Annotated in this window: 6 protein-coding genes; 4 read left to right on the top strand and 2 right to left on the bottom strand. The window is 65.6% G+C overall.

The features are described 5' to 3' along the window. The 3 genes from ACIQ6O_RS14115 to ACIQ6O_RS14105 form a co-directional block, all read left to right on the top strand. On the top strand, positions 1–704 hold a 704-nt coding region (locus ACIQ6O_RS14115), incomplete at its 5' end, for a GNAT family N-acetyltransferase (protein ID WP_396208422.1). A 119-nt stretch (positions 705–823) separates the two neighbouring features. After that, on the top strand, positions 824–1,285 hold the full coding sequence (locus ACIQ6O_RS14110; protein WP_396208421.1) for a hypothetical protein: 462 nt from the start codon (positions 824–826) through the stop codon (positions 1,283–1,285). Positions 1,286–1,389: 104 nt separating this feature from the next. Beyond that, positions 1,390–1,827, top strand: coding sequence for a hypothetical protein (locus ACIQ6O_RS14105; protein ID WP_396208420.1), 438 nt, complete (start codon positions 1,390–1,392; stop codon positions 1,825–1,827). A 174-nt stretch (positions 1,828–2,001) separates the two neighbouring features. Here ACIQ6O_RS14105 and ACIQ6O_RS14100 read toward each other — a convergent pair whose 3' ends face one another. After that, positions 2,002–2,130, bottom strand: a complete 129-nt coding sequence (locus ACIQ6O_RS14100; protein ID WP_396208419.1) for a hypothetical protein — start codon at positions 2,128–2,130, stop codon at positions 2,002–2,004. A gap of 185 nt (positions 2,131–2,315) precedes the next feature. On the opposite strand from ACIQ6O_RS14100, the gene ACIQ6O_RS14095 reads away from it, so the two are divergent. Then, positions 2,316–2,966 carry a glyoxalase superfamily protein gene (locus ACIQ6O_RS14095; protein ID WP_396208418.1) on the top strand — a complete coding sequence of 217 codons (651 nt, stop codon included), beginning with the start codon at positions 2,316–2,318 and terminating at the stop codon, positions 2,964–2,966. Between the two features lie 270 nt (positions 2,967–3,236). Here the strand turns inward: ACIQ6O_RS14095 and ACIQ6O_RS14090 are convergent. Beyond that, positions 3,237–3,845 (bottom strand): BPSS1187 family protein (locus ACIQ6O_RS14090; RefSeq protein WP_396208417.1); only part of this gene is annotated, 609 nt, incomplete at its 5' end.

Below are 3,845 nucleotides of genomic sequence, written 5' to 3'. Positions count from 1 at the left end.
CGGGCATCGTCACCCGGATACCTGGCTCGCGCGCGCGGGGCCATAACGAAACGTTGCTGCTGTCAGCGCAATGCGGGTGTCCGGCAGGCGGTCGCCGTGCTGGCGCACGGCGCCCGTCCGGCCGCACTTTATGTGATGCGCTGCAGCAGAACGTAAGGCGTTCGGCGATCGGAGGGGAGTCAGGCGTGGTGATCGTGCGTGAGTATGCTCCGACGGATCGAAAGCCGGTCTTGGCCGTGTTCCAGAGCAACGTGCCGGAGCACTTCGCGGCGCCCGAGGAGGCGTTCCTCCGCAAGACAATGGCGAGCCCCGACGGCCCGCTGTTCGTGGTCGTCGAGGCGGAGGAAGTGGTGGGCTTCGGCGGGTACGAGGTGTCCGACCACTACAACCAAGGGGTGCTGGTGTGGGGGATGGTCCGGGCCGACCGCCACAAGCGGGGACTGGGCCGGTTGCTGCTCACCCACCGGCTGGAACACGTGGCGGCGGCCGGGAACCGGCCCCGGTGGGTGGTGGTGGACACCACGCCGCACATCGCTGGGTTCTACGAGCGGTGTGGGTTCGAGGTGGTCGCCCGGTGGCCCGGCGGATACCGGGTCGGTTTCGACCGGGTGGACCTGCGGTTGGAGTTGACCGACGCGGTGGTCGCGGGGGTGTTGCAGCCAAGGCACGCCGAACCAGGCGCTGCAGAAGACCCCTGTCCATAGGTTGTTCGTGACGCTCAGGCTCCTGTGGCGGGGCTGTTGAGCTTGGTCGTTAGCCAGTCTGGCGGCATGAAGGGTGGGCGGTAAGGATTGGGACAGACGTTTCAACCATGGAGGCCGGAATGACCAAGACAGTGCTGTTGCTCGGGATGGTTGGCGCGCTCCGCAGCGTCGCGCCGTCGTTGTCTCACGAAGCTGTGGTGCGACCACCGCTCCTCGTCCGAGACACGACCTCGGCGGTCGCTCTTGAGGTGCGCCGACTCGATTCGCTCGCCACGGCCGAGTGTATCCAGCGCGTGGCGGAGCGCTCGGGCTTTCAAGCATGGCCGGAGGTCGAGCCGGTAGACGCGCGAGTCGTAGGGCGCCAATGGGTTCGCCAAGCAGACGGGACAGGGAGCATCGAGGCGCTGAAGACGATTCTGCGCGTCGGCCTTGACAGTGTCCATGTGTGGGCGCGGCTGTCACGCGCGCCCGACGATCGTACGCTGAACGCCGGTGTTGGTACGGCGCGTCAGATTCTCACCGAATGTCCCCGCAAGCGTACTCGGTTGCCGGTGCCCCCGACCGGTGCTGAGGCGCGGTAGCCAATTTGGGCGATCCGCGCGGTAGCTCGCTGTGCTCGCATCTTGTTGAATCGCCCGCTGCAGAAGCCGGGCGTTAGGTTGGCAAACAGGCATCGAAGGGAACCATGCTCACACGCATTGTCATCGCCGTTCTGGGGTTGCTCGCCGTATCCGCCTGCGACATACGGCAACCTTCTCCGCTGGCCGACATGCCCGCGCCTACTGAGGCGCGCGTTCGGGCCGCCGCCCAAGCCGCCGAACAAGCAGCGGATCGATGGGCCGTGCGCGACACCATCGTGAGCACAGAGGGCCTCGATAGCCTCCTCACACTCGTGGCAGCCTCAGGACGATGGCGCGTCATCGATGATGAGCCACCCCTTGGCTACCTCGGCATTGTACTGCGCAGGGACAACGCGTTCGTGGGCAATCTCCGGGTGGGCGACAGCTGGATTCTCGCCTTCACCGACTACAGCGCGGACCGGAAGCCGCGACTGCGAACGCTATCTGCCACGGAGCTCGCGTCCGTTCATCGCTGGCTCGGGGCGACACAGGGCAATCACTAAACTTGGTGCGCGCTGCAACCCAACGATGCTTGGTGCTGATGACTACGCGGTGGTTGGCGGGCGCGGCGCGCCCGCATTCTATTGCGGTGTCCACAGCAGAAGCCCGCGTTCGGCGAATAGAACCAAGAGTGAGCAATACCTGATATGCGTATCCAAACCATTGTCCACGCGCTGCTACTGCTTGCTGTGGCGCAGCTCCTGCTCGCCCTCGGCATACTCGTCGAGGAGCGGGACATGACGGCGCTCGCCCGACCGGTTGGCTTCTCGTGCTTCTGTGTACTGATCGCAGTGAACGGTGCGCATAGCATGAGACTCCACCGTAGCGATCTTCGGCAGGAACGTGCGTGGATCAGATGGCTGGTTCCTCTCTCCACTCCGCGCACGCTTGTGACGCTGAGCGTCATGATGGCGCTGCTTTGGGCGATTCCCGCCTACGTCTCGCTCGTTGAAGGGCGTGACGGATTCAGGACGACGATCAACTTGTTGCCGTGCGTACTTGCTGTCTGGTCGGCGGTAGGGTACGCGCTGGCCGCCCGCCGCGAGTCGAGACCTCGATAGCCGAGTTACCCAATGGTCTGGCGGCTGATCGCCGAACGGGTCGCTGCTGCCGACGGGGCGGATCACGGAGCGCGACTGGCTCACTACGTTCGTCTGCCGCATCACTAAAGGGCCCCGCGGCAGATCTTTGCGTTAGACCGCCCTGTTCCGAGATTCCGACAGACGCCACTCCAGAGGAGGTGACCATGGCACGCGCGATTCCCCTCTTGCCTGCCGATGATCTACGCGTCGCGAAAGCGTTCTACGTGGACGGGTTGGGCTTCTCGATCCGGTTCGAGTCCTCCCAAGACGGGATTGCAGGCATTCTGGGGCTGGAACGTGATGGCATCGCGCTCACCATCGATGCGCCGATGTCGGGGCACGGGCGGGGGGTCTGCGTCTCGCTCGAAGTCGAGGACGTCGACCAGTACTATGCCGAGTGGAGCGGACGCGTCGGCGCGCTCCGCGCACCGGTGGATGAGGCTTGGGGCGCGCGCACCTTTGATTTACTCGACCCGTGCGGGAACACCCTCTTCGTCATGGGGCCGCTCGCCGCGACAGGCGGTCGGTCATCTCCCGGGTCGCCCGGCGGGTCGGTCTAACGACAGTTGCGACTGACGGGGTGACCACAAGACTGAAACGGGGCTCGGCGCGTCGCGCGATAGGGCCGATGACGTCACCGCCACTCGGGTATCTGGTTGGCTGGCGGGCGCTCGGTGAGGTGGTGGTGGCTCGCGGCTGAGCGGACAGCCGCGCGGCCATCAGCCAGACGATGGCGATTGGAGTCGCCACACGACGGCAGCGAGGCAGATGAGGTCGATAGTGCCGCCCCCGAGCGCCGGTTACTGCGTGGGCAACCCGTAACGATCAGCCTACGGAAAGCAGAGATAGGCCCACACGCCGTTGCCGTTGAAGAGCGGCGCACCGGTGCCGTCCACCGGGGTGGAGGTATCCACGACCGGCACGCCGTGATTCTTGAGGGCCGTCGTGAGCGCCGTGCTGGCTGGGTTGAAGGAACGCAGCGTGCGCAGCTGCTGGAATCCCCCGTACGGACTCGCCGCTCCATCTACAAGCACCGGTCCGGAGGCTGGCGCGCTCAGCCCCATTGCGGTCCAGTGTGCCGAGGCATGCGCATTGGGGACGAGCGTGTCGAAGTCAGAACCAAAGCCGAACTGCCGGCTCGCCGGTGTCACGTTGGCTCGCGCACTCGTCCACGGTGCGGGCCGGTCGGTGAGTTCGTTCCAGTCTTCCGGCGAGGAGAAATAGACGGCACGCGCCAGCAGCACCGACTTGGCGAGCACCCCAACATGGCCGCCCCCCTGCGAATGACCGGCCAACACGACGCTGCTCCAATCGACGGTGTTGTCAGCACGCAGGAACTGCCCCCAGCCCTCTGAAGGAGCGGTGGTGCGGAGCGACAGCAGGAGGCGGGTGACCCGATTGACGATGGAATTCGCCGGCGTGACAGCACTCTGACCGGC

Origin of the sequence: Gemmatimonas sp. (genome assembly GCF_044345575.1) — a bacterium.
GTDB lineage: Bacteria > Gemmatimonadota > Gemmatimonadetes > Gemmatimonadales > Gemmatimonadaceae > Gemmatimonas.
The sequence above is the reverse complement of the archived record's forward strand: the minus strand, read 5'-3'. Positions and strand labels throughout refer to the sequence as shown.

Excerpts from the sequence above, each read along its gene's own strand:
- ACIQ6O_RS14110 (WP_396208421.1), top strand. The coding sequence starts at position 824 with ATGACCAAGACAGTGCTGTTGCTCGGGATGGTTGGCGCGCTCCGCAGC.
- ACIQ6O_RS14105 (WP_396208420.1), top strand. The coding sequence starts at position 1,390 with ATGCTCACACGCATTGTCATCGCCGTTCTGGGGTTGCTCGCCGTATCC.
- ACIQ6O_RS14100 (WP_396208419.1), bottom strand. The coding sequence starts at position 2,130 with ATGCGCACCGTTCACTGCGATCAGTACACAGAAGCACGAGAAGCCAAC.